The organism is Paenibacillus canaveralius (assembly GCF_047238265.1).
Taxonomy (GTDB): Bacteria; Bacillota; Bacilli; order Paenibacillales; family NBRC-103111; genus Paenibacillus_F.
The window spans coordinates 3,217,663-3,242,652 of record NZ_JBDFMM010000001.1 but is presented as its reverse complement, the minus strand read 5'-3'; the positions used below and the strand labels follow the sequence as shown (position 1 = coordinate 3,242,652).

The 24,990-nt window shown below is 50.5% G+C and carries 21 protein-coding genes; 18 read left to right on the top strand and 3 right to left on the bottom strand.

The genetic code is table 11. From position 1 onward, the window contains the following. Position 1 precedes the first annotated feature (1 nt). Genes nikB through ABC395_RS14540 form a run of 5 tightly spaced genes read left to right on the top strand, consistent with a single transcriptional unit; the run spans position 2 to position 5,175 of the window. A complete protein-coding gene (gene nikB / locus ABC395_RS14560) occupies positions 2-946 on the top strand; it encodes a nickel ABC transporter permease (protein ID WP_413004113.1) in 945 nt (314 codons plus the stop codon). Next, positions 943-1,836: a nickel transporter permease gene (gene nikC / locus ABC395_RS14555; protein ID WP_413004111.1), complete on the top strand. Its 894-nt coding sequence runs from the start codon at positions 943-945 to the stop codon at positions 1,834-1,836. Before nikB ends, nikC begins: the two co-directional genes overlap by 4 nt. Then, positions 1,836-3,554 (top strand): nickel ABC transporter ATP-binding protein NikE, encoded by a 1,719-nt coding sequence (gene nikE, locus ABC395_RS14550; protein ID WP_413004110.1) that lies wholly within the window; start codon positions 1,836-1,838, stop codon positions 3,552-3,554. The genes nikC and nikE overlap by 1 nt, the downstream gene beginning before the upstream one ends. A gap of 19 nt (positions 3,555-3,573) precedes the next feature. Then, positions 3,574-4,437 (top strand): DMT family transporter, encoded by an 864-nt coding sequence (locus ABC395_RS14545; protein WP_413006753.1) that lies wholly within the window; start codon positions 3,574-3,576, stop codon positions 4,435-4,437. 33 nt (positions 4,438-4,470) lie between these two features. Next, on the top strand, positions 4,471-5,175 hold the full coding sequence (locus ABC395_RS14540; RefSeq protein WP_413004108.1) for a class I SAM-dependent methyltransferase: 705 nt from the start codon (positions 4,471-4,473) through the stop codon (positions 5,173-5,175). A gap of 434 nt (positions 5,176-5,609) precedes the next feature. On the opposite strand, the gene ABC395_RS14535 is transcribed toward ABC395_RS14540, so the two are convergent. Further along, a complete protein-coding gene (locus ABC395_RS14535; protein WP_459564678.1) occupies positions 5,610-6,485 on the bottom strand; it encodes a pentapeptide repeat-containing protein in 876 nt (291 codons plus the stop codon). Positions 6,486-6,912: 427 nt separating this feature from the next. On the opposite strand from ABC395_RS14535, the gene ABC395_RS14530 reads away from it, so the two are divergent. Beyond that, a complete protein-coding gene (locus ABC395_RS14530; RefSeq protein ID WP_413004106.1) occupies positions 6,913-7,665 on the top strand; it encodes a DUF4184 family protein in 753 nt (250 codons plus the stop codon). A gap of 151 nt (positions 7,666-7,816) precedes the next feature. Here the strand turns inward: ABC395_RS14530 and ABC395_RS14525 are convergent, their stop codons facing one another. Then, on the bottom strand, positions 7,817-9,964 hold the full coding sequence (locus ABC395_RS14525; RefSeq protein WP_413004105.1) for a PQQ-dependent sugar dehydrogenase: 2,148 nt from the start codon (positions 9,962-9,964) through the stop codon (positions 7,817-7,819). Positions 9,965-10,284: 320 nt separating this feature from the next. Between ABC395_RS14525 and ABC395_RS14520 the strand changes: the two genes are divergently transcribed. The 11 genes from ABC395_RS14520 (at position 10,285) to ABC395_RS14470 (ending at position 22,264) form a co-directional block, all read left to right on the top strand. Beyond that, positions 10,285-10,887 carry a sugar O-acetyltransferase gene (locus ABC395_RS14520; protein ID WP_413004103.1) on the top strand — a complete coding sequence of 201 codons (603 nt, stop codon included), beginning with the start codon at positions 10,285-10,287 and terminating at the stop codon, positions 10,885-10,887. A gap of 292 nt (positions 10,888-11,179) precedes the next feature. Beyond that, a complete protein-coding gene (locus ABC395_RS14515) occupies positions 11,180-12,013 on the top strand; it encodes a histidine racemase CntK family protein (RefSeq protein WP_413004101.1) in 834 nt (277 codons plus the stop codon). A 27-nt stretch (positions 12,014-12,040) separates the two neighbouring features. Next, positions 12,041-12,835: an SAM-dependent methyltransferase gene (locus tag ABC395_RS14510; protein WP_413004099.1), complete on the top strand. Its 795-nt coding sequence runs from the start codon at positions 12,041-12,043 to the stop codon at positions 12,833-12,835. Between the two features lie 26 nt (positions 12,836-12,861). Next, positions 12,862-14,184, top strand: coding sequence for an opine metallophore biosynthesis dehydrogenase (locus ABC395_RS14505; RefSeq protein ID WP_413004097.1), 1,323 nt, complete (start codon positions 12,862-12,864; stop codon positions 14,182-14,184). Between the two features lie 25 nt (positions 14,185-14,209). Beyond that, positions 14,210-15,814, top strand: a complete 1,605-nt coding sequence (gene cntA / locus ABC395_RS14500) for a staphylopine-dependent metal ABC transporter substrate-binding lipoprotein (protein ID WP_413004096.1) — start codon at positions 14,210-14,212, stop codon at positions 15,812-15,814. A gap of 57 nt (positions 15,815-15,871) precedes the next feature. Further along, positions 15,872-16,804 (top strand): nickel/cobalt ABC transporter permease, encoded by a 933-nt coding sequence (gene opp1B, locus ABC395_RS14495; protein ID WP_413004094.1) that lies wholly within the window; start codon positions 15,872-15,874, stop codon positions 16,802-16,804. Beyond that, positions 16,805-17,698, top strand: coding sequence for a staphylopine uptake ABC transporter permease subunit CntC (gene cntC / locus ABC395_RS14490; protein ID WP_413004092.1), 894 nt, complete (start codon positions 16,805-16,807; stop codon positions 17,696-17,698). A 6-nt stretch (positions 17,699-17,704) separates the two neighbouring features. Next, positions 17,705-18,526 (top strand): staphylopine uptake ABC transporter ATP-binding protein CntD, encoded by an 822-nt coding sequence (gene cntD / locus ABC395_RS14485; RefSeq protein WP_413004091.1) that lies wholly within the window; start codon positions 17,705-17,707, stop codon positions 18,524-18,526. After that, positions 18,513-19,256, top strand: a complete 744-nt coding sequence (locus tag ABC395_RS14480) for an ABC transporter ATP-binding protein (protein ID WP_413004089.1) — start codon at positions 18,513-18,515, stop codon at positions 19,254-19,256. The genes cntD and ABC395_RS14480 overlap by 14 nt, the downstream gene beginning before the upstream one ends. Before the next feature lie 42 nt (positions 19,257-19,298). After that, on the top strand, positions 19,299-20,492 hold the full coding sequence (gene cntE / locus ABC395_RS14475) for a staphylopine family metallophore export MFS transporter CntE (RefSeq protein ID WP_413004087.1): 1,194 nt from the start codon (positions 19,299-19,301) through the stop codon (positions 20,490-20,492). 320 nt (positions 20,493-20,812) lie between these two features. After that, positions 20,813-22,264, top strand: coding sequence for a hypothetical protein (locus tag ABC395_RS14470; protein WP_413004085.1), 1,452 nt, complete (start codon positions 20,813-20,815; stop codon positions 22,262-22,264). A gap of 336 nt (positions 22,265-22,600) precedes the next feature. Here ABC395_RS14470 and ABC395_RS14465 read toward each other — a convergent pair whose 3' ends face one another. Further along, entirely contained in the window at positions 22,601-23,089 is a 489-nt protein-coding gene (locus ABC395_RS14465; RefSeq protein ID WP_413004083.1) for a YfbM family protein, read from the bottom strand. A gap of 688 nt (positions 23,090-23,777) precedes the next feature. Here ABC395_RS14465 and ABC395_RS14460 point away from each other — a divergent pair. Beyond that, positions 23,778-24,809, top strand: coding sequence for a Cfr family 23S rRNA (adenine(2503)-C(8))-methyltransferase (locus tag ABC395_RS14460; RefSeq protein ID WP_413004081.1), 1,032 nt, complete (start codon positions 23,778-23,780; stop codon positions 24,807-24,809). Positions 24,810-24,990: the final 181 nt, after the last annotated feature.

Here is a 24,990-nt window from a genome sequence, read left to right as displayed (position 1 = left end):
GATGATTAAGCATGCGGCTAGGCGGATTGCTTATTTCGCCTGTGTTCTCTTCTTTTTGAGCATCGTTACTTTTGTCCTGATGAAGCTGGCACCCGGCGATCCGGTGAGGGCTGTGCTGAAAGAGGACGAAGGGGCGGTATCCGCTGCGGATGTGGCGGCTGTGCAAGAAAAGCTCGGTCTGAACATGCCGGTCTACGAGCAATACGTAAGGTGGTTTGCCGGGGTTCTGAAGCTCGATCTCGGACAATCTTATACGACAGGCCGGGATGTGTTCGATGTTCTCATCGAACGTCTGCCGGCTACGTTTTTCCTGATGGCGGGAGCCATGCTTGTCGTTCTGCTGACCGCAGTTCCACTCGGGGTGCTGGGAGCTAAGTATCAAGGCCGGTGGCCGGACCATATCAGCCGCCTGATCGCATTGCTGGGCATCTCCATGCCAACCTTCTGGCTCGGACTGCTGCTTATCTATCTGTTCTCCTTCCAATTGAACTGGCTGCCGGTCATGGGCGGAGGGGATCTGCTGCACTTGGTCCTGCCGTCGCTTACCCTGGGATTTGTAATGGCGCCGGAGTATATACGGTTGCTGCGGTCGGGACTGCTTGACACCCTTTCGCAGCCATATATCCGGGCGGCACGGGGGAGGGGAATACCGGAATGGCGGATTATGATAAATCATTCGCTAAGAGCCGCTTTACTTCCGGTAATCTCGCTCTTCGGGCTGAGTGTCGGCAGCCTGCTGGCCGGGTCTGTCGTCACGGAGTCTCTCTTTGGCTGGCCGGGCCTCGGCAGCCTTGCGATGGAAGCTTTTACGCAGCGTAATTATCCGGTCATCCAAGGGTATGTTCTGTTTTCGGGTCTGTGCATTGGTCTTGCCAACCTGCTGTCGGATATTAGCCTGGGGTATATGGATCCCAGAATTCATTACGCGAAGGGGAGAGAAGCATGAACGGCCGCATAGCGGACAGCACCGCATTCGCTCCTAACACTCCATGGAACAGGCTGCGTCGTAACCGAATGGCCTGCGCCGGGCTGCTCCTGATCGCGTTGTTTCTCCTGCTGGCCTTGTTCGGGGGATGGCTTGCTCCCCATGACCCTCTGCTGATCAGCATGCCGGAGCGGCTGAAGCCCCCCAGCCTGCAGTATCCGCTCGGTACGGACCATCTGGGCCGGTGCGTTCTGTCCAGACTTCTGGCGGGTGCTTCGGTCACGCTGGGTCTCTCCTTTCTCGTCGTGACGGTTGTTATGCTGATCGGTATTCCGATCGGCATTCTTTCCGGCTACAGGGGAGGCCGCACGGACTCTTATTTCATGAGGCTGGCCGACGCTGCAGCCGCTCTACCCGAATTTCTGCTTGCCGTTACGGTTACGGGCTTCCTGGGGCCGGGTTTGATGAAGGTTATGCTTGCGATTTCCTGCGTCAAGTGGATCGGCTACGCGCGGGTGGTACGCGGGACCGTAATGTCCGAGAAGAAACAAGATTATATCCTGGCTTCGATCGTCGCCGGCAGTACCGCTTGGGCGGTGAATCGGCGTCATCTCATCCGGCATATCGCCTCTCCGCTTGCCGTATTGGCTGCCCTGGATGTGGGAAGGACAATCCTGCTTATTTCGGCACTGTCTTATCTCGGGTTGGGCGTACAACCTCCCGCTCCCGAATGGGGGGCCATGCTGAGCGAAGGACGGCCTTATTTTCAGGCGGCACCGCAGTTGATGATCTATCCCGGCGTCACTATTCTTGCTGTTGTCATCGCATTAAATCTGTTAAGTGAAGGTTTGAGGGATGCGCTAGATGTTCAGAGCGACCGTCACAGCAACAGTAAGAGGAGGCATTCGTAATGAGTACGGACTATGGGAAAAGGCCCCCGGGAGCCCTCGCCGCTTCAATGTCTGCAGGTGAACTTGAGCAGGCAACCGCATTCTCTGATGAGCCCGTGCTGGTTATAAAGGAGTTAGGTGTCTGCAGGAGAGGAAGCGACGGGTCTCAGCCCATTATCCAGGATATCTCCTTTTCCATTTCTAAAGGGGAGACGCTGGCCATCGTCGGGGAGAGCGGCAGCGGCAAAAGCGTGACCGCTTCGGCCATCACGGGTCTGCTGCCTTCGTCACTCCGGGTAGCACGGGGAACCATCACTTTTCAAGGAGATGACCTTCTGACATTGCGGTGGAGGCAAAGAAAAGGGCTGCTTGGACCCAGGATCGGCTGGGTGTGCCAAGACTATCACAGCAGCTTTACTCCGTTGATTAGAATCGGTACTCAATTGACCGAAATGATCCGTGTACATCAAAGGTTGCCATCGCAAGAGGCGGTTGCTCTGGCACTGAGCTGGCTGGAAAGGGTTATGCTGCCCGCGAAGCGCGTGTTCGGCAGTTATCCGTTCCAGCTCAGCGGCGGCCAGCTGCAGCGGGCAGCGCTTGCCGCGGCATTTATGCTGCAGCCTGCCTTGCTAATCGCGGATGAGCCGACCACAGCTTTGGACGCGCTCTCCGCCGGCCGTATCCTTGATCTGCTGGATGAGCTTCGGGCCCAAACGGAATGTGCGGTGCTGTTTATATCCCATGATCTCCGCCACGTGGGCCGCACTGCCGACCGGGTGGCTGTTATGCGGGAGGGACAATTGCTGGAAATGGGAGAAACGGCTGAAATCTGCAGGCTGCCCCGGCATCTTTATACGCGGCAGCTGTGGGATGCTTGTCCGCGGATTGTAGTTCAAGGCAGGTCAACGGACATGCAGAACACTTCTAACTTATATGAGAGTGGGGCCGTCCGCGATCAGCCATTAATGACGGCCGTCGGGCTCGTAAAAAGCTACGGCGCCAAGACGGATCATGAAGCGGCAGTCCGGCAAATCTCCTTTGAGATTGATGGAGGGGAATGTCTGGGACTTGTCGGGGAGAGCGGCAGTGGCAAGAGCACGGTCGCCAGGCTGCTCTTGGCGCTGGAGCGGCCGGATGCGGGAGAAGTGAGTTTTGACGGAGTATCCTTGCATGCTCTTACAGGGCGTTCGCTGCGGCTGATGCGCAAAAATATACAGGCCGTCTTTCAAAATCCCGCTTCATCTTTGAACAGCCGGCTGCCCGTTTGGCGTTCCATTGTGGAGCCGCTCGATAATTTTCACCCTAAAGATCTTCCGGAATTTGCGGAAAGAGGGCACTCAAGAAGAGGCACGGCCGCCAAGCTGCTGGAGATGGTCGGTTTAGAGCGTACGCTTGGAGACCGGTACCCCCATGAGCTCAGCGGTGGGCAGCGCCAGCGCGTAGCGATCGCCCGGGCTATCGCGCTTAGACCCAGGCTTCTCATCTGCGATGAGCCCACTTCCAGTCTGGATGTTACCGTACAATCGCAAATTTTGACCTTGCTGAAGCAGTTAAGACAGGAGCTCGGCATGTCCTGCTTGTTCATCTCTCACGATATTGCTGTGGTTCAGCGGATGTGCAGCCGTATCCTGGTAATGAAGGAAGGGCGGATTGTGGACCGTTTCCCTGTCGACGGGCTTTGCAGTGAAGAACGTCATCCTTACACGCGTCAGCTTGTTTCGGCGTTTATGCGCGAATAGGATGAAGTCTGAGGTGAATATGAAAAACGGAATTTTGCTTTCTCTTCTTTCTTCCCTGGTGTTCAGTGTGATGAACGCGCTTGTTAAAGGCATCAGCGGTACCATTCCCGCCGCCGAAATTGCATTCTTCCGGGGACTTGTAGGAACCCTGCTTATCTTGATCTTGATGCGTTTCAGCGGAATAGCCTTTTCTAGGAAAGGCATTCCAATGCTCGCGGTAAGAGGGCTGAGCGGCGGCCTGTATATGCTTGCCTTTTTTTACACGTTGTCCAGCATACCGCTTACAGACGCGAGCCTTTTGGCACAGCTGGCACCTATCTTCGTAGCATTGCTATCCGCGCTCCTTCTGAAGGAGCAGCTCAGTCTCAGGGGAGCGGTAGTATTCCCGGTTATTTTTGCGGGGGCGCTCCTTCTGTTGAAACCGCATGAATATTCCAGTTACTCGATCTATGCGTTCGTCGGACTGCTCAGCGCTTTTTTCTCCGCAGCAGCGAGCATATCGATCCGATATTTGAGCAGGACGCATCCGTCTTATGAGATTGTGTTTTATTTTGTGGCAACCTCTACGCTGGTTGCCGTTCCCTTCATGTGGGACTCGTTTGTTATACCGGATGCAGGAGAAGCCGTCATGCTGCTGATCATCGGGTTTGTATCGCTGCTGGGTCAGGTATTCCTGACGAAAGCATTCACTCATGAAAATGCGGTAATTGTTCAGGTAGTAAGCTACTTCGGTTTGTTTCTGAACGTCTTATTCGGGTATCTTTTCTGGAACGAAGTTCCTGACCTGCTGACGGTAGCGGGCGGTATCATGATTGTAGCCGGCTGCATGGTATTGTTCGGAGGGAACCGCCGAAGCAGTCCAAAGACGAAACTTAAATTATGAAAAAGTATCAGTTGACACTAGGGGGAATAGCGATTGAATCGGGATGTTTTGTACGATGTTTGGTGGAAGCATGATGAAGAGGGTGACCAGGGGATGGAAAACGATCATATCCCCCACTGGAGACGGGTGCTCGGCTTTATACCGGAAGAGGACCTCTCGCAGTGCAGTGTCCTGGATTTCGGCTGTAATCAGGGAGGGTTCCTCCGACTGCTCTACGAGCAGAGGCCCTTCAAGGAAGGCATCGGTACCGACCTGGCACGTCAATCGGTAGAGGTGGCCAACAGCCGTAAAGGTGATCTGCCGATTCAATATGTGGCCACTGCCGATCCGGAGCAATTCGAGGGACGATTTGATCTCGCTTTCAGTTTAGCGGTGCTGTATTTGATAACCGATCTGGGAGAGCATGCGAGGAAGATGAAGAAAGCGCTGAAGCCGGGAGGGGTTTACTATGCCACCTTCGCCGATTACAGCGAAAATCCGAGTCTGCCTCATATCCGGGAGCGGATTAACGGCAACGCTTCCATTCCCATGCAGGAACATACCCTCGACCATATAGCGGAGGTGTTCTTTCAAGAGGGTTTCCGCGTTGGCATCCGGCGCATGACTCCATCGTGGTATCTTGATTTGTCACCGGGTAAAAGGTGGTACCAGCGTGTGGCCGATCATCTTCAATATGCTTACGAGCAGGCATATGTACTGCGGTTCGAGGCGCCCGGTGCTCCCAAAGCACATGATTGAAGTGATTTAGAAACAAAAATGAGAAGAGTTGCGATCGACGGTTCATGCGTTTTCCCGATTGGCAATGTTGAAAGCCTGCAGGTTAGCGTTAAAAAGCATGAGTTCGGCAATTTGCCGGACTCATGCCTTTTTGCTTTAATACGTTTAGCTATAGAGATGATGTCTAAACCTATTATTTAGAGCGGAAAAATGAGGAAACGGCCTTTCCGACCGGCAGTATCCGTTTTTTGTAAATCGCAAGAGGAAGGCTTTATACTGTATAAAAAGAGACCGTCGGGTACGTAAACCGATGGCGGGAACATCGGGTCCGGCAAACCGGCTCGCGGCATCCTTAATCCGAAACATTCTCCGGAAGGCCCGTCGTTCCGCTGACTACGAGAGGGCACCGTTCTCTCAGCTAAACCTCATCTCACGATAATTATCTGCCGTGTCGTTCAATGCCCGGCGGCTGACCAGTGCGAAGGATGAACAAGCGCTGCCGGAATCCGCGTGCGCGCATCGCCTCTCGCCGCATTGAGCTGGGCCTGCGTGAGGAATAAGCTCCCGCGGAGATCGGCTCCGCCCAGATTGGCGTCCCGGAAATCCGCGCCGATCAGGTCAGCCCCTCTCAGATCGGCGTTCCGGAGATCGGCGGCGATGAGGTACGCTCCCCGCAAGTTGGCGCCGCTCAGATCGGCTCCTTTCAGGTTCGCCCCCATGAGATCGGCGCCCCGGCCGACTTTGCGGGGCAGTGCACCGTTTTTCCGCCGGCTCGCGGCATCGGCTCGGACGAGCTCGCTCGTCCGCAAAAGAAGTTCGTTGACTTTCCCCCTATGTACGGAGACATTAAGCTCCAGAAGAGCTTCCGGGGACAGGAAAGTCAGGCGCTCCGTCTCGTCCAGCGCGGAGCGCAGCTCGCTGTGTACGGAACGGGCGGGCTGGAGAGTCAGCGCTTCGGACAAGTACCACAGAAGCTCGTGAAGCTGCCGCATAACCGGGAACACCTCGAACATCTGCTTCGCGGATCCGGGAACCCGGCGCCAGTCTTCTCCGGCATAAGTCACCTGCGAAACCTTCTGCCCCGCGCCGAAGCAGTCATATACCGTGCAGCCTTTGAAGCCCTGCTGACGCAGGCCGGTGTGAATGCCGCAGCGGAAGTCATGCCGCAGATTCGGACAAGGCTGTCCGGCTTCCTTGTCTTGCGCAAAGTCGGCGGATGCCGCATAAGGCAGCGCGACGCAGCAGAGGCCGAAGCATTTTTCGCAGTCGGACAGTAGTCCCTGCGGGTTTTTATAGGAATCCGTTTCCGGATTTTCATGAGGTTGAGACACTGTACTAACTCCCTTCATATGACCGTACAAATGCGATAGGCATTCTCCATTTTAAGGTAAGATCCACCCGAAGCGAAAGGATTTTTTTCTTATCAATCAAAAAGTCGGTTGTTTCGGAGCGCGCTAAAATACGATCAAGGAGGAAAAACAGGCATGAACCCGAATTTGCTGGAGCATGAGAATTAACTACTTTGGTTGAGAATAAGAGGTCCTCCGTAAATGCCGCTTCTTGGCAGGTTCCCGGATTCGAGACAAACCTCTATCTGGAAAAGCTGTACGAGATTCACCGGATTATTGTAGAAAAAAGTTATTTCCAAACGACACAGCACCGCTTTATTATAAAAGCCCGGCCTGCATAAACGGCAGGAGCCTTCCTTGGCGGAAGGCTTTCTCCTTTTCTCAAGCAGCCGCAGACAGGAGGGAAATCATGCCTTTCACGTTCGCGCATCCCGTTGCGGTTATGCCGTGGTGGAATAAAACGTCCCTTCCGGTATCCGCCCTAATTATCGGAAGTAAGTCTCCCGATTTCGAGTATTTCATCCGGTTCCGGGCTGCGGGCGTATGGAGCCACGACGGAGCGGGAATCGTGCTGTTTAATCTTCCGGTGATTATCCTGCTGTTTCTGCTCTTCGAAACCGTTGTCAGACCTGCGCTATACGTTTATTTGCCGGACCGGTTTCCTTACCGCTGGAGAAGGGAAGGCAGAATTCCCGGTTCCTTCAAGGGCTGGTTCACCGTCGCGGTTCTGGGTCTGGCCGGCACGGGCACTCATCTCATTTGGGACCAATTCACGCACAAAGGCGCCTGGATAGTCAACCATGTCTCGTTCCTCAGCGGAGCGCTAACGATGGGAGGCCTGGAGGTCCCCGTCTACAAAGCGGCGCAGCACGGAAGCACGCTGATCGGGTTGATAGGGACGGCTTGGTGGATACACCGGCATTTGCGTGTACCGGCAGATGCGGCAGAGGATAAACAGCAGGGTTCCACTGCGCCCTTCTGGTTGACCGTGCTAGCCCTGTTTGTCTTGATTTTCGCGATAGCGGCTGTGTTCACGGCGGACGGCGAGGGACTTGCGTTTCTTTTGCAGCTTGTCGTTCCGGCCATCAGCTCATTTATGCTTGCCGTTCTTCTGACTTGTCTGCTTTTTATCAAAAGCATCCGTAAGAACCGCCCGGTCTGAACCGTGCTTAACGGAACACGGTGTTTACCGGCTTTAAAAAAACAGGATACAAAAAGAGCGGGAGAATCCCGCTCTTTTCTGTTACGGATGGACCGACAGCCAGAAGTAAATCATGAACGATAAGTTTTGGCTGCCGCGGTTTCCGCAAGGCTTAAAAGTTAGGCGCTAACCGGATCAGTTTATCGGGCGTCCCGTCTCCGTTCTTGTCCCCGTTGTTGCTGGTTACGAGATAAAGCGAGCCGTCGGGGGCCTCGACAATATCGCGGATACGGCCGTATTTATTGACGTACAAGTAATTGAGACTGCCGCTGTCGATGACGGGCTTGCCGTTCTGTTCCTTGACGGTCATGCGGATAATCTGTTTGCCCTTCAAGTTCGTAACAAGCAGATTCCCCGCCCACGGTCCTTTGGTCACAAACGCGATGCCGGACGGCGCCCATGTGGTTCCGCTGGCGTAAAGGAGAGGAGGCGTAATGCCCGGCTCATTCTGATTTCCGCCTTCATACTGCGGCCAGCCGTAATGGGCTCCGGGCTGGATGAAATTGATCTCGTCTTTGGACGATTCTCCATGCTCGGACTCGAAAAGCCGGTTCGTTCCGGGCTGCCACGCCAATCCCTGCGGATTGCGGTGTCCCCGGCTGTAAATCGGGGAAGAAGCGCCGAACGGATTGTCGGCCGGGATCGTGCCGTCCAGATTCAGGCGGAATATTTTGCCTCCGAGGTAAGTCAGAGTGTCGTCCTTGTTTCCGTAGTTGCCGTTACTGAAATAAAGCTTTTTGTCCGGGCCGATTTTGAGGCGGCCGCCGTTATGATACACCGCTCCGGGGAGGTTTGTCATCAGGACTTTGTCAATTTTGGCGGTATTGTTGCTTTCGATGAGACGAACCACCCGGTTGGCTACCTTGTTGTCGGAAGTCTTGTAGGAATGGTAAATATACATATAATGGTTCTTGTCGAAATCCGGGTCAAGCGCCAGTCCCAGCAGACCGCCTTCGCTCTTGGGCATATAATAGAAAGGCGATCCCAGCGTAATGACCGGTGTGGATTTCAACTGGCCGTTCACCACGACACGTACTCTTCCGCTGTTGCGTTCGGTGAAGAAAATCCGGCCGTCCGGCGCGAAATCGACCGCCCACGGCGTTTCGAGGTTGGATGCGACGACCTCAGGCGTATACGGCTCCGAAGAGGCCGGATTCGTTTTAACCGAGAGCGCTTTGCTCGCGGGGGAGACGTTCCCGGCCAAATCGCGGGCCTTCACCGTAAAGCTGTAGGAAGTATTGGCGGCAAGCCCGGTCACGTTGTAGGAGGTCTTGTCGGTGCTGCCGGCCAATTTCCCGTTCGTGTAAACATCATAGGCATACACGCCTACGTTATCCGTGGCTGCGGTCCACGTTAACTGGACGGATGTGGACGTTTTGCTTGAACTCGCAAGTCCGGCGGGAGCGGCAGGGCTCTCCGTATCGGACCCGCTCGTTGTCTTCACTGTCAGAGGAGCGCTGGCCGCGGAACTGTTTCCGGCCGCGTCTTTGGCCTTTACCGTGAACCGGTAGGTAGTGGCGGGGGTCAAGCCCGTGAATGTATAGGAAGTGCCGGTCACGTTGCTTTGGGTCAAAACATCATCCTTGTACAAATCGTAGCCGGTAACACCGACATCGTCGAGCGATGGAGTCCAAGAGATTTCCGCGGACGTATCGGTCACGGATTTGGCCTGAACGTTCGTCGGCTCGGTCGGAGGAAACACATCTCCGGAAGCGTTCACCGTCACATTGGTAAAGGTCGCCGTGCTCAGCTTGGAAGTGCTGTGACTGGTGACGGCAAGGCCGACAAACACGGAGGCGTTCATCTTTAAAGTCAGCGTCCCCAGATCGCCCCAGTTCAGCCCGTTGTTGGACACGTACCCCCGGATGACGCTGCCTTTGCGCTCCAGCTTAACCCAGGCCGGACTGGTCGAAGCGATTTTCTCGCTTTGGGAGGTGCCGCCGTTTTCCGTCCGGTACTGGAACGTGAACCCGTTGGAAGGGGTCAGAAGCAAATCGGCATGTTTGGCATCCGGCTTCAGCGTTTCGCGGATCGTAATGCCCGCTTTGGCAAAATCGTGCGTGTTCGTCTGCGAGGAAATGAGCGCTACGATCGAGCCGTCCCCCGTCCAAGGCTGATAGACGAAATTGAACTGATCCGATTTGCCCCAAATGTCCGTTCCTGAGCCGCTGACTTCAAAACGGCCCGCATCGGAATCATAGGAAGCGCTTCCCGCCAAAGCGGGCGAACCGATGTTTTGCTGTTTCCAGGGGGCAGGCACACTTTCCGCCTTCACCGGTCCCGGCACGGGTATCAAAACGAACAGAAGACAAAAGCAGAGACTTAAAGCAACCTGTTTGCAATGCGTAATCATTCCCACACGTCCTTTTTGATTTGGAATGGCACTAAGGGTTTGCTTAAAGACGAATCCGATCCTCCTTTCGAAAGTTAAAGCGCTTTTACTTTCGGAATTCATTTTACCATAAATTCCAACAAAAGGTATATAGAATAAATGTAAACGCTATGCTTTTTGTGGCCAATGGCAGGCGTGCTACAATAAATACTAGGTAAATCCGAGATGAAAGAAGGAGTTAGGAACCCATGACGGACCCGCAGTCTATGACCGAAAAACAAAAAATGATCGCCGGCAAGCCTTATAAAGCGTTTGGAGAAGAGCTTCTGAACGAACGGCAGCATGCCAAGGAAGTGCTGTTCGACTATAACGCCCTGCGTCCCGGCGAAGTCGATAAAAGGAACGCCCTGCTCCGGCCGCTGCTCGGCCGTACGGGCCGGAATTTTTTTGTGGAACCTCCATTCCGCTGCGACTACGGTTACAATATTTCGCTGGGGGAAAACTTTTATTCCAATTACAATTTAACGGTTTTGGACTGCAACCGGGTAATGATTGGGGACAACGTACTGATCGGTCCCAATGTGAGTATCTTTACGGCCGGCCATGCCATACATCCCGAACCCAGAAGGGATGGAGTGGAGTACGCGCTCCCGGTTACCATCGGCAGCAACGTCTGGATAGGCGGGGGCGCGATTCTCAATCCCGGCGTGTCGGTCGGAGACAATACGATTATCGGCTCGGGGAGCGTGGTTACCAAGGATATCCCGGCAAATGTCATTGCCGCGGGCAATCCGTGCCGCGTTCTTCGTCCGATTACGGAGGATGACAGGAACCAGTTCCGGGACGCTTAATGCCGGACATCCTGCCAAAGACTGCTTCTGCGGAAGCAGTCTTTTCTTGTTTGCCGGGCCGTACGGGCCGCATTTCTTCTTCCGAAGCGCCGGCGGGCTGTGTCCGTCAATGCTTGAACGCTTAGCACAATAAAGAAAGAACCTGGATGCCTGATTGTAGGCGTCCTTTTTTTATGATTGACGCTTTCCCGGATTGTGAGTATATTAATAGTAATCGTTACGATTACGATTAAAGTTCCGAAGACGTAATTGTGCACTTTTTCAAAAAAATCGGTCCCGAGGTAGTTGTCTGATGAAACGTGAAATCGAATTTGTAAAATGCAATCCCACGCAGAATATGACTATTCTTGTGAAAACGAATCATCCGGCCGAAGACTACAAGCCCATCGCCGCTAAAATGATGTCCTACGACAGTGTGTACGCCGAACAAGTAGGCTTCATCGAAAAACCGGGCAAGTCTGAAGCCGAGGCCAGTTTACAAATGGCGGGAGGTGAGTTTTGCGGGAATGCTTGCATGGCCTTAGCCGCTTTTCTTGCCTCCGAAAAAGATCCGAATCGTGACGGATTCATGGAAATTGTCCTCGAAGCTTCCGGAACGGAACAGTTAGTCGCCTGCCAGGTGAAAAAGGTCAAGGAAGAGTACGTGTGCCGGCTGGCCATGCCTGTGCCCAAAAAAATCGACCGGAAGACAATCAAGTTTGAAGGCGATGAATTGGATATTGTCACGGTGAGATATCCTGACTTTCTACATATCGTGATTGAAGTCGGTCATTTCACTGAAACGGTGAGAAATCGGGCACAGGCCTTGGCGAAGCTCCTTGGAGCGGCCTCGGAAGCCAGCGTGATCGGCATTCTGTTATTCAAGAGTCATTCGGCCGAATTGGCTCCGCTCATTTATGTCCCGCTCTTGGATAGCCTGATTTGGGAAAGAGGATGCGGGTCCGGCACGGCTTCAATCGGTGCCTTGTTGTCCTGGAGAAACAAAGGGGCCGCGACTGCGCAAATCAAACAGCCCGGCGGCACGATGACTGTCACGGCGGAATGGGAAGAAGATAGGGTAACAAGCCTCGCTATCGAAGGGTCCGTTGGAATTGTAGCCCAAGGCAGAGCTTTTGTTGATGTTTAACGAACTGAATCGGATTGGAGTGAAAGTATGCATACACCCGAACAATTTCATCGGACTTTAACCGGGTTTCAAGCAAAATTCAGGCATTTGGCAAAACGTTACGAAGGTACCGTCCGGCGAAGCTCCGAGTTAGAAGCGGTACTGGATGACTATTCCGCTTTTATTACGAACGAGGCTAACGAAAAATCATGGGAACATTTGAACCGGCATGACCCCGGCCATATGTCCAGGCTAGCGGAAGATTTGAGGAAGACGTCAGCGTTTTGTGTCGCGGTAATGGAAAAATACCATGCATGGAAGCTGCTGAACGGTGAAGCGGAACGGACGGAATATTTCCGGAATATAGAATCGTGCATCGAGAAAGAATTCGGAAGTTTTCACGTGACGGCGGATTCGAAAGTTTTGTTGGTGGGCTCCGGTTCATTTCCTATGACGCCCTTGTACATAGCTAAGCAAACCGGTGCGGAAGTGGTCGGCATTGATATTGATAAGGAGGCTGTTGAACTCGGAAGAAGAGTTATAGAGGAATTGGGAAGCGGATTGAAAATCAGGCTGGAAAACGTGTTCCTGCAGCATCTGGAAGATATCCAAGAGGTGACTCACATCATATTCAGCTCAACGGTTGCCAATAAATACGAGCTGCTGGACCGGATGGATCTGCTGACTAACCCGCATGTGATTGTGGCCATGAGATACGGCGGCGGCTTAAAATCTTTATTCAACTATCCCATGCAGGAAGTGAACGGACGCAAATGGAGCTTGGCAGAAATCGTCCTGCGTCCCGGTCATGTGTTTGATATCGCTTTGTATCAGAAGGCATAGGCTTTATTGGGGAGAGGAAGGTTCAGATGGGTGATGATTTTCAACGTGTCTTAATGCTGGGGACGGGTCCCGCTTCGATTCAATTGGCCGTCCTTCTAAAAAAATATGCGAACTGCCGCATAGGAATCGCCGGTCGGGAGTCGGTCCGTTCGAAACACTTCTTTGCGGCGATCAAGCGGAGCAGCCGGCGTATCCGCGCCCACATTCAAAATGAAAAGCACCGGCGGCTGCAGGGTGAATGTATCATCGATGAGGTTTTTCACGGATATGAGAGCATTGCCGGAAGTTGGGATACCGTGATTTTGTCCGTTACGGCGGATGCGTACATAGGGGTACTCAAACGAATCCAAAACCAGCTTTTGCGGCAAGTGAAGTGTGTGGTCTTAGTTTCTCCGACCTTCGGTTCGAACAGCCTAATCCGGCACTATATGACGGATATTCATGCAAATGCGGAAATTATCAGCTTCTCCACCTATCTCGGCGATACGCGCTGGAAGCACGGCAAGCCGTCCGGTCAAGTCATCACGACAGGCCTCAAGAAAAAAGTGTTCATCGGCTCCACGAAGACCTTGTCCGATAATGTGCTAAAGCTCCGTACGCTGTACCAAGAACAGTTGGGTATAACACTGGAAATCATGCGTTCTCCATTCGAAGCGGAAACGAGAAATATTTCCTTATACGTCCACCCGGCTCTGTTTATGAACGACTTTTCGTTAAATGTCCTGTTCGGAGAAGAAGCCCCCCGGAAATTCGTATATAAAATGTTTCCCGAAGGTCCCATTACACCCGGTTTGATCCGCGATATGCTGGCATGCTGGAAAGAGATGACGGCCATTGTCCGCAAGCTGCATATAAACGGCCTTAATTTGCTTGGATTCATGACAGACGACAATTATCCGGTGCGGCCGGAAAGCTTATCGCGTCATGAGATCGAAAACTTCCTACATTTCGAAACGATCCACCAAGAGTATCTGGTATACATCCGGTATACATCGCTGTTAATCGATCCGTTTTCCGAACCGGATCCCGATGGGAAATATTTCGATTTCTCGGCCGTCCCCATCCGGCAAATCTATGTCAACCATGAAGGGCACTGGGACATCCCGCGCATGCCCAAGGAAGATTACTACCGGATCAAAATCATACAAGGCATTGCGAGGTTTGTGGACGCGAGCTGTCCGACGATCGACACATTTATTGCAACGTACGAGCGGAAATTGCAGGAAGCGGTTCAACAAAGGCTGCGGGGCGAGCTGTTGTCAGAGGCATTTACCGTGCAAAGTTTTGAAGAAGACTTGAAGAGGATATGCAGCGAAATCGAAACCGGGCCCGGAACCAAGAACATATAATACGCTGCATACGGGAGGAAAAATTATGACTGGACTAAAGAACATGGTATGGGCTGCTTTAATCGGTGCCGTTGTCATCTTGGCAGGCTGTGCCGGCGAAAAGAGCGCGAACACGGGGGCCGCGGAAGGGAGCCAAGAACTGGTGTACGCCTCGGCAAAAGACATCAACGATATGAATCCCCATTTATATACGGGTTCCATGCCGGCGCAGGGAATGATTTACGAATCTTTAGTGGAAAACACGGAAGACGGAATAAAGCCGCTGCTGGCCGAGTCATGGGAAATTTCGGAAGACGGGAAAACATACACTTTTCACCTGAGAAAAAATGTGACCTTTCACGACGGAGAGCCGTTTAATGCGGAAGCCGTAAAGAAAAACATCGAAGCCGTACAAAAAAATGCAAGCAAACATTCCTGGATCAAACTATCCGCCAAGATCGTCAGCTGTACGGTGACCGATGAGTTTACGGTTGCATTGAATCTGTCGGAGCCTTACTACCCGGCTTTGCTGGAATTGTCGATGACCCGTCCCTACGTGTTTCTCTCGCCCAAAAGTTTCGTTAACGGGGGGACAAAGGATGGCGTGAGCGGATACAACGGAACGGGACCCTATAAGCTCACGGAACATAAAACCGACCGGTACGCCGTTTTTGAAGCCAATGAAAACTACTGGGACGGCGCGCCTAAAGTGAAGAAAGTTACGGCAAAAGTTCTTCCGGCCGGAGAAATGACCCTTTTGGCGCTGCAAAAAGGTGAAGTTAATTTTATTTTCACGGATGACCGGGGTGCAGACAGTATTGATGTGGAAGCGATGAATAAGTTAGTTCAATCCGGTAAATTCCAGCTGATCAGAAGTAAAGCGATGAATACGAAAATGATCATTGCCAACAGCGGCAAACCAGGCCCTGTTCATGAAACGGCTGTGCGTGAGGCGATCTGGCATTCCATTGACCGGGAAACCGTCAGCAAACAAATCTTTAGCGGGCTGGAGACGCCGGCCGGGACTCTTTTCTCATCCAATGTCCCTTATGCCGACGTCGACTTGAAGAAGCGGGGCTATGATTTGGAAAAAGCGAAAACGCTGCTGGAGGAAGCGGGCTGGAGACTGGAAAACGGCAGCGAAGTCAGAGCGAAAGCCGGAAACCGGTTAGCCGTGAAGCTGTACTATGACGTCAATTCTTCTTCACAAAAAACGCAAGCGGAGTTCTTTCAGAGCGCATGGAAGAAGATCGGCTTGGGGCTGGAGCTTATCGGCGAAGAATCCTCTTCCATTGCAAAAAGAAGATCGTCGGGAGACTATGATTTGATGTTCAATCAAACATGGGGGCTGGCCTATGATCCGCAAAGTACGATTGCCGCCTTCACTTCGGAAGCCTCTTACAAACATACCACAAGCGGCATAACGAAAGCGTCCGAGCCGTACAAGAAAATAGATGAAATGACGGCGTCATCTGACGAGAAGACACGGAAATCGTTGGTTGCGGATATTTTGAAAACGGTCCATGAGGAAAGCGTCTTTATCCCCATCACAAATGGCGGCGTTACCGTCCTGGCTCCCGAAAATTTGAAAGGAATCTCGTTCAAGCAGACGCAATTCGAACTGCCGTTTGAGCGGATGTACTTTGAGTAGCTGCAAGAATGCACGGGGTTACCTCTTGGTGACCTGAGCAAAAAAAAGGAGACGGCTATGGGCAGTTATATTCTCAAACGATCTTTACTATCGCTTCCTTTGCTGGTACTGGTATCCTTTTTGACGTTTGTCCTGAACAATCTCTCTCCTTTGGACCCGGCCGAAGTGATTTTGCACGCCCAAGGCGTACCGGATATTACCGAAGAATTGATAGCCGAAACGAAGAGAACGCTCGGAATGGACCGGCCGTTTCTCACCCGTTATTTGAGTTGGTTCGTTTCCTGCTTGCAGCTCGATTTCGGTCAATCGTATGTCACGGGAAAACCGGTGTGGTCACTGTTGGGACCGGCTTTGCTGAACACATTAAAACTCACAAGCGTTTCCATGGCGGCCATAATCGTCTTATCGGTCGCCCTGGGCGTAATTTGCGCGTGGAGAGAAGGGAAACCGGCAGACAAATCGATTAGAGGCGTCTTGTTTTTTCTGACGGCAATGCCGTCCTACTGGCTTGGGGCGCTGATGGTGTGGTATTTCTCCGTCCATTTGGACCTGCTCCCGACAAGCGGGCTGGAATCTTACACCGGTTATGTTTTACCGGTTACCGTAATTACGATCAGTTACACAGGCATTTACTTTCGGCTCGTCCGAAGCTCCATGATCGGCCAGTTGAATGAGGACTATGTGCTTTACGGCCGGGCAAGCGGTTTACCGGAAAGAAAAATAACGATGCATGTGCTGCGAAATTCGCTTCAGGTGGCCGTTTCCGTGTTTTGCATGGCCATCCCGATTATTTTGGGTAGTACGGTCGTAGTTGAAAATCTGTTCGCGTGGCCGGGTCTGGGAACGTTAAGTGTCAAATCCGTTCTAAGCAGGGATTTTCCGGTCATCCAAGCCTATGTTCTTGTGCTGGCGGCGGCCTTCGTTCTGTTCAATACCTTGTCGGACCTGATTCTTGCGGTGATGAACCCCAAACTAAGGAAGGGGAATTAAATGAAGCTTTTCAAAAATGTATGGAAAGATAAGCTGGCTGTCCTGTCACTGGCCGTCATCTCGGTCACCTTGATTGCCGGGATGTTCGCCCCTTTGGTTGCACCGCACGCGCCGGGAGAAGTACATATGGAGCTCCGGTTTGCGGGTCCGTCGCCGGAATATTTGTTAGGCAACGATCACCTGGGCAGATGTGTGTTATCCCGATTAATTTACGGGATCCGTCCGAGCGTGCTCGGGGTGATGGCCGCCTTGATCCTGACGGTGGGAACCGGTGCCTTTTTCGGCTTTATTGCCGGGTATTTCAGAGGGAAAACAGATGCCGTCGTGATGAGAATTTGCGATGTGATGCTTTCTTTTCCGGGCTATGTCATGATTTTGGCCGTAATCGGAATTATGGGCATGGGCTTTGAAAATATATTAATCGCGTTTGTTTGTACGAAATGGGCATGGTTTGCCCGCGTCATCCGAACGTCTGTCCTTCAAGCTGCCGAAGCGGATTATGTGAAGTTCTCTAAGGCGCTTGGCGTCGGCAGCTTTCAAATTATGGCGAAGCATATTGTGCCCGTTTCGCTTCCCGACATTGCCGTACTATCCAGCAGTTCTTTCGGTTCGATGATTTTACAGGTATCCGGCTTCTCTTTCCTCGGTTTGGGCGTCCAAGCTCCGAATGCGGAATGGGGCATGATGTTGAATGAGGCAAGGGAAGTCATGTTCTCGAAGCCGGAACTTATGTTAGCGCCGGGTTTGGCGATCGTTCTTATCGTGTCGGCGGTCAACTTTCTGTCCGATGCCCTTCAAGCTGCGTCGGATCCTAGATTAAGAACCTCCAATCCAAAACGGCGAGGACAGACCCTCGCTTCCGGTACGGCGATTCAAGGAAATGGGGGGGCTTAATCCGCCATGAATAGTTTAGAGGTGGAAAATTTAAAAGTTTGGGATAACTTGACCGGTGAAGTAATTATCCCGAACAGTTCTTTTCAGGTAAAACGGGGAAGCTGTCTGGCCATTGTCGGAGAAAGCGGAAGCGGGAAGTCTCTGACGTGCAGAGCCGTTATGAGATTAAATAAAACCCGGCTCCGGCAAACCGGTGACATCGTGTTCAATGGAATCAACTTAAGCGGGCTGCCGGAGAAGGAAATGAGAAAACGAAGAGGAAAACAGCTCTGCATGATTTTGCAAAACGGCATGCGCGCCTTCGATCCCTCTTGCGTAGTGGGGGTTCATTTAAAAGAAACGCTGGCCGGACATTTCGGCTGGAGCCGTGATGAAATAACGGCGAAGATGAGAACCGCCATGGAGAGCGTGATGCTCAAAGATCCGATCGCGGTGATGAACGCGTACCCGCACCAGCTCTCGGGAGGCATGCTTCAGCGCGTCATGATAGCACTGGCGATCGTGCTGGAACCGGATTTGGTTATCGCGGACGAACCGACGACGGCGCTGGATACGATTTCCCAATTCGAGGTGGTCGAACAGTTTACGCAGTTGCGGAAGAGAATGGGCTGCTCAATGCTGTATATTTCGCACGATCTGGGCATTGTCCGAAAGCTTGCGGATGAGGTGCTGGTTATGAAAGAAGGAGAAATCGTGGAAAGAGGACCGGCTCCGGTCATTTTCTCGGAACCTGCACACGAATATACCCGTTACCTGGTCTCCTCGAAGCTGCTGCTGAATCATCATTTTACGAAAATAATGGGAGGCGGCGGCCGTGCTGAAAGTTGAAGGCGTCGGGAAATCGTACCGAAAGGGCGGCTTATTTTCCCCGAAAAAACAAAACGTGCTGGCAGACGTCAGCTTCGAATGCGGGCAAGGGGAATGCCTGGGCATCATCGGAGAAAGCGGAAGCGGCAAATCCACCCTGGGCCGATTGATCATAGGGATAGAAGAGCCGGATCGAGGGACCGTTCTATTCAATGGAAAGAGGGTAGGGGAACGGAATGCTAGACGGGGGAGCATTAGCGCTGTTTTTCAAGACTATACCTCCTCGATGAATCCGTTTTATACCGTTGAGCAGGCTATTATGGAACCCTTGAAGCTGAAAAATATACCGCGGAAAGAGGCATCGGGCAAGATGGATCTGCTGCTGCATCAAGTCGGGCTGGACTCGTCCTACCGGACAAAATACCCCCATGAATTATCGGGTGGAGAAGCCCAAAGAGTATGCATAGCCAGAGCCGTTTCGACCGGGCCCCAATGTATTTTGCTGGACGAAGCCATCAGCTCGCTGGACGGTTCGGTTCAAATCCAGGTGCTCCGATTGCTCAAAAAATTGAGGGAAATTTACGGCATGGGATACATCTTTATCACCCATGACATCCAGGCAGCCGCCTATATTTGCGACAGGATCGTTTTCATGCGACAGGGCAGGATCGAAGAAACGGTGAGCATCGCACACCTAAAAGACGTTCAATCCGAGTATGCGAAAAAATTGCTGAACATGATCATTCCCTAGCGATAGGAAGCGGCCGGAGAGAACCGGGAAGGAGGAAGAACGATGAGAGGAGCTTTGTCCTGGCCTTTCCTGAGGCTGTATTTATTGACTCTCATGTATTTCAGCGCCAACTCCATATTAAACGTGATTATTCCTTTGAAGGGCGAATCGCTGGGAGCCACGAATACAACGATCGGGATCATTATGGGGGCGTACTTATTTACAACGATGTTTTTCCGCCCTTGGGCGGGTCATATGATTCACAAGTATGGTCCGGTTAAAGTGCTGCGCACGATTCTTATGATGAATGGATGCGCCCTGATTCTATATACGTTTACCGGGCTCGGGGGATATTTCGCCGCACGTATGCTGCAAGGGGTCTGTACCGCTTTTTTCTCCATGGCTCTGCAGTTGGGTATTATAGACGCGCTGCCGGACAAGGAGCGTTCGCAAGGCATTTCGATGTATTCCTTATGCGCGTCCATGCCGAATATTGCGGGTCCTCTGTTGGCGTTGAGCATGTGGCAGACAGCGGATAGCCGTTATTTTACAGCGGCCATGATCACGATTGCCCTTCTTACCGGGGTGGTGGGCTATAGTGCGAGGTTGGAAAAAAAAGAGGCCGAGCCCGCCGGTGCCGGGGATCAGCCCGGACATGGTGCCAAAATGCTCAATTCCTTCGGCCAGTTGGTTAAAAACCCGCCTTTATTCAAATGCAGCGTTCTGATGCTCACGGCTTCTCTTGTATTCGGAGCGGTGACAACCTTTATTCCCCTATATGCCATGCAGATCGAAAGCGGCAATGCGGCCGTTTATCTCATGATTCAGGCGACGGCTGTCGTGGCCGCCCGTTTTGCGCTCAGGAAGAAAATTCCTTCGGACGGGAAATGGCATTCGACTTTTATGATGGCGATTATGCTGATGTTAGCCGCAGGAGCGCAGTGTGTAAGCTTTTCCGCATCCGGAGGAACGGTGTTTTTTTATGCCGGTGCATGTTTGACCGGGATTGCCCAGGCACTGCTTTATCCGACCTTAACGACATATTTGACTTTTGCACTACCGCAGCATAATCGAAATGTGTTAATCGGTTTATTTATCGCAACGGCCGATTTAGGCGTTTCGCTGGGCGGCGTCGTGATGGGCCCCTTCGCGGATCTTTTCTCGTATTCGTTTATGTACATGATTTGTGCGGGTTTGGGTTTATCGATGATCTTTTTTGCCTATGACCGACGTAAGATTGCGCGCCCGGGTTTATAGAAGTAAAAACGAGAGACCCCCAATCTAGTGGGCGAAGCGCAGCATAGCCCACATGTGAGTTGACGGGAGCGATTTGAACGTCTAACACCTCCATATTGATTAGATTTGGCTTAAATATAGAAAACGCCAGCGGCGAGGAAATGAGACATGACTTGAAGAGATACTATCTATATTTCTATTTAATATACTTAGTCCGACGTATTTGTCCGATCATATGAGAGATATTATTATCCTAAATTAAAATTTAATAGCCTTAAATTGATAGAAAAATTAGACAATAATATGTATAATTTTACCTAGAGATAAAAGGGGGAAGTTCTTTGAAGATTAGTGCACAATTTAATTTAGGAGTAACTCAACAGGAGTTAGATTTTATAGATATAGACACTTCAGAAGATATACCTCTTTTTCTTGATCCCTTTCTTCTGTCAATAAGACAAGATCAATGGTCATTAAACGCTTCACGAACTATTAGAGGATTCTTTCAATACTTAATAGAACTTCTCAATGTTAATCGTATTGAAGACGCAAGGGATTTATTTAATTATCTAGGTGAGCCAAACGAAACCTGTCTTGGGATATCTCAGGGGCTTCCTCGTGGGAGGGGAGTTGGTGAAGAGGATGCAATTGAAATATTTGAAAATTTACTAGAGAGTCGTGCTGTAGAGTCTGGACTTGTTGAGGATTTAGAAGATTGCGTAATTTTTGTAGATAACTTTGGAAAAGACAAATTGTCAGATATGACAACTAACATCATTAGAAAACATTTGATAGAGTATACACATAAACAGTGTAGGTTGTGGGGGATACCATTAACGAATAATGTACCTTCTGGTTATTATTGGAGTAGAGAGAATGTTAGATGGGAATCCAGTTTAACCGAGATGTTAGTCGTCGATGGCAAGGTAATTCTGCTGGTTCCTAAAGCTATTGTTTCTTATAGCAAGAATTACTCTTACGAAAAATATCATCAACATTTTGTACTGAATTTTCTACAAAGAGAGCACCTTACTCTCAATTCAGTATTAGTCAAGAGAAAAGTATTAAGGAACGGCACGGAAAAAGTATGGGTTTCAAAGAAAGATATAAAGGAGTATGAAGCCCCATGTACTAAGGAGTTTATCAGAGAGTTTACACAAAGACACCCATCCGTTTATGAAGATTTTACTAATCACGTCAAAAGAATTCATGAGCCGCTAATGCATGAGGAACTTAATGCAGGGTACGATGTAAACACATTCGTTGAATATCTAATACATAAATTAGAACAAATTCCACCAGGAAGAACTAATGCTAATGAATATCATAAACATATAGTCGGGATATTAGCTTATATATTTTATCCTAATCTTTCATCGCCTCAACTCGAAAGAGAAATTCATGAGGGCAGAAAACGAATAGACATAGTCTTCGATAATTCTGCTGACAAAGGATTTTTTTACCGTTTCCCTAATAGATTTGATTTACCTGCACAATTCATTTATGTTGAATGCAAAAATTATTCCTCTGACCCTGAAAATCCTGAACTTGATCAACTGTCTGGACGTTTCTCATGGCAAAGGGGAAAGCTAGGTTTCCTGCTTTGTCGTTCGATTAACAACTTGAATTTATTTATAAATCGGTGTAAAGACACGTATAATGATGGACGTGGGGTCATTATCCCAATTGTTGATAATGAACTAATTTTCTTATTGAATAGTATCAAGGATGGGAACCTTGATTCTGTAGATACTTTTTTAGATGGACGTGTTAGAGAGATTGTATTGAGATAAATTGAACATATAGAACAAATATCAAGATGAAGAAGTCTAAATAAAATAAGCCATAGTCTGTTTGATTAAAGCTATAATTTTTAGGTCGTCGAGACTTTCTTCACATCTATATCTTATGCCAGTAATTTATATAAATAAATTCCTTGAGATTTTTAAAAAACAGAACTAATTCCATGAAGGATTGCAGACTTTTCGTATGTCTAATCGCAGGATCTCACTGCCAGGCAAATCGATGATGCGCAAAAAATTCAAGACCTCGAACTGTAGTTAAGCCCGGGGTCGTTTTTTTATGTCCGAAATATGAAGTTAGGCGAGGGTCCACGCGAACCTATGTAATCAGAAAATATAGAAGATGAGACCTTTACCGTCGGCTGCGGTTTGGCTGAAGAAACGCCGGATTTCGTTAAAATGCTGCAGGATGTAGGCAAAAAACTCGTCCGAATCCTCATCTGAATGAACGCCGGCTTCGAGCGGATATACCTCTTCCTTGAGCATGACCGGAAAATCATACCGCAAGCGGAGCTGCGCTTCATCCAGCTCAGATATAGCCTGAAGCGCTTCGGCAACTTGGTCGGCGCCTAAGGAAAACGCCCCGAATGAGCCGAAATCGATGCCTTTGTCTGATGTTAACGGAACCACATAGCCAAGAGGGGGTTCCCCATCGGCAATACTTCCGCAAAGCAAGTAATGGATCGCCTCCCAGGATCTATCAATATTCAGCCCGGGATACTTGTCTATTTTCAAATCCTTCAATGCAGTGTCGCCTGCAGCAATTTGCTGCACCAGTTCGTTATCCACAGAAAAGTAATATCCTCTCATTGCCATGTTGTCAGCCTTCTTTCCATATTTAGTAGGGACTATACTGTACGATCTAAATGTAACATTCTGGAATTGTATAATTCAAGGAACAGCAGGCACGTGCGTAAATCTGAAATATTTTGTCGTCACTTCCAATCACAGTCCTACTGTACGTGTGCAGGCCGAAATAGGCGGGTATTCTCTAGAATGTTGCAATGTAGAAGCGGGCATGTTAAGATCGTGCTGACACTAAACGATCGGAGTTGAAGAGGATAATGTAAGTTTTCTTGCCGCTTTTTAAAGAATAAAACACAACAAATTTGGTTTATTCTTTATCGGCAAGAAAGTTACCTTATTCTTTTCATTCAAAAAATATCTTTCTCATACCCTTCACCGGGATTGAATGTGCCGATATTTTTTTGAGCTACAAGAAAGGTAACTTTCTTGTGGCTCTTTTTTTATTTTGACATTTTCCGGGAGGATGAAAGCGATGAAGAACGAGGTTGTAGATGATTTTGTGAATCGGTTCCTGACAGGTGAAGCGGTTCACAAAAAAACAAATCGGTTGCCGGAGGTTTACCCATCTATCGACAGGGGCACATAGCGATCTGTCTGCAAATGTTATGCGCTTTTTCTGTCTAGTTGGTTAACGACGTGTCAAAGCGCCCAAGGACGGCTGCTTTTTTTGCGTTTTCTCCGGCAGTAAGGAGAAGACATGAAACTACCCTCGAAATACCAAATGATTCGGCAAATGTTGTCCGACCTTAAGCAGCCCGAGTATCGGTATGCTCAAATTATAGATGCGATTTTCAAGAGAAACGCCGGTGAATACGAACGGATGACCATGCTGCCCCGGTTTTTGCGCGATGAGTTGACCCGGATGCTGGGTACGAACGTCTGCAGCATCGTTCCAATAAAAGAACTCACGTCGAAACAGGTTAACAAGGTGCTGTTTGCCATTGAGGGCGACGAGCGCGTGGAGGCTGTACGGCTTACTTATGAGCGGGGCTGGCAATCGTATTGTATTTCGACGCAGTGCGGCTGCGGATTCGGGTGCAGGTTTTGCGCCACCGGCACCATCGGCCTGAAGCGAAATCTGACCGCCGACGAAATTACCGACCAATTGCTGCACTTTCGCTTAAACGGCCACGCCCTGGACAGCATCTCATTCATGGGCATGGGGGAGGCGCTCGCCAACCCGTATATTTTTGATGCCATAAAGATATTGACCGACCCGCATCTTTTTGGTTTAGGACATCGACGTGTTACGGTGTCCACCATCGGCCTGCTGCCGGGTATCGAAAGGCTGACACGTGAGTTTCCGCAAGTCAATCTAACCTTCTCGCTGCATTCGCCGTTCGACGATCAGCGGAGCGAGCTGATGCCGATCAACGACCGATTCCCGATTCAAGATGTGTTGAACGTATTGGATCGACACATCAGGCAAACGGGGAGAAAGGTATATATTGCGTATATTCTTCTTCGGGGAGTCAACGACTCGGCGGCGCATGCGGAAGCAGTTGCCGGGTTGTTAACGGGTAGGGGACCTGTGGAACATCTCTACCACGTGAACTTGATTCCGTTCAATTCGACAGAAGTTACGCCGGACAGCTACCGGCAATCTGAATCTGATCGGATTAAAGCGTTTGTTCGGGTTTTGAAGTCAAAGGGAATCCGCGTCACGGTCCGGACTCAGTTCGGATCAGACATTAACGCGGCTTGCGGCCAGTTATACCGCTCCGAATAATCGATCAATCGGTCCTTACGTATGAGGCTAAGGCGATCAAATTGCCCTCTCTTGATTGAGAGGGTATTTTTTTATGTGGGAAGGAGTGCAGGAGGAGTTCATAATTAGGATGAGACAGATTAGTGCGAATGAAAAGAAAAAAGTATAGGATACTGTATAATGAGACTTGTTGGAGCACCAG